This window comes from Achromobacter kerstersii, assembly GCF_902859595.1.
Taxonomy (GTDB): domain Bacteria; phylum Pseudomonadota; class Gammaproteobacteria; order Burkholderiales; family Burkholderiaceae_B; genus Achromobacter; species Achromobacter kerstersii.
On the sequence record NZ_CADIJQ010000033.1, the window covers coordinates 1 to 1,381 of the forward strand.

General features: G+C 61.9%; 1 protein-coding gene. It reads left to right on the forward strand.

Going from position 1 to position 1,381, the window contains the following annotated elements:
- Positions 1-56 precede the first annotated feature (56 nt).
- Complete coding sequence (locus tag HV765_RS31620; protein WP_175172200.1) at positions 57-1,307, forward strand: IS256 family transposase; 1,251 nt, start codon at positions 57-59, stop codon at positions 1,305-1,307.
- Positions 1,308-1,381 lie beyond the last annotated feature (74 nt).

A 1,381-nucleotide genomic window follows, 5' to 3' on the forward strand; every position in this document is an offset into this window, starting at 1 on the left:
GGGAGTGTCATAAATTTTGTGTTTGAGGCCTAACATACCGCTCAAGGAACACATGTATGGCCACAAAGAAAAAGCTTCCCCTGAGGGAATTACCGTCGATCCCGGCGGATCTGGTTGATCAGTTCGTTAAGGGTCCGATGACCGCCGAGGCGGTGCAGGACCTGTCGATGGCGTTCAAGAAGGCGCTGATCGAGCGGGCGCTGGGCGCCGAGCTAGGGCACCATCTGGGGTATCCCTCGGGCGGAGATCGCCCCGAGGAAGCCACCAATCAGCGCAACGGCAAGAGCCGCAAGACGGTGCTGACCGATGACGGGCCGCTGCGGGTGGAGATCCCGCGTGACCGTGACGGCAGCTTCGCCCCGATCCTGATCCCCAAGCACGAGCGCCGCTTTACCGGGTTTGATGACAAGATCATCGCGATGTACGCCCGGGGCATGACGGTGCGCGAGATCCAGGGGTTCCTGGTCGAGCAGTACGGCACCGAGGTCTCGCCGGAGTTCATCAGCTCGGTGACCGACGCGGTCATGGACGAGGTCACGGCCTGGCAGACGCGTCCCTTGGAGGTGATGTATCCGGTGGTGTTCTTCGACGCCCTGCGGGTCAAGATCCGCGAGGATGGTGTCGTGCGCAACAAGGCGGTGTACCTCGCGCTGGGGGTTTTACCCGACGGCACGCGCGACATCCTGGGCCTGTGGATCGAACAGACCGAGGGGGCCAAGTTCTGGATGAAGGTGTTCAACGAACTGAAGACCCGAGGCACGCAGGACATCCTGATCGCCGTCACCGATGGCTTGAAGGGCATGGAGCAGTCGCTAAACGCGGTGTTCCCGGCCACGACGCTGCAGACCTGCATCGTGCATCTGATCCGCTCCAGCCTGGACTACGCCAACTGGAAAGAACGCCGGGTAGTGGCAGCGGCCTTGAAGCCGATCTACACCGCGCCGACCGTTGAGGCTGCGCTGGCCGCGCTCGCCGAGTTCGAGCAAGGACCGTGGGGCCAGCGCTATGCGCCGATCGCACAGGCATGGCGCAGGGCCTGGGATCGGGTGATCCCGTTCTTTATGTTCCCGCCGGCGATCCGCAAGGTGATTTACACCACCAACGCCATCGAGAGCATCAACGCGCAGTTGCGCCGGGCGGTGAAAACGCGGGGTCACTTCCCCAGCGATGAGGCCGCCACCAAGCTGCTGTGGCTGGTCCTGCGCAACGTCACTGAGGGCTGGGGCAGCGCGACACATGACTGGAAGGCCGCCATGAACCAGTTCGCCATTATTTACGCTGAACGCTTCACTGACCCGTATCGCTGAGATAGCATCAACACGCCTGATCCTCCACGGGATCAGGCACTGAGTGCCTTAAACACAAAAAAACTGACACTCCC

Bases quoted from the DNA above. Each gene is read 5' to 3' on its own strand.
- HV765_RS31620 (WP_175172200.1), top strand. From the start codon at position 57: ATGGCCACAAAGAAAAAGCTTCCCCTGAGGGAATTACCGTCGATCCCG.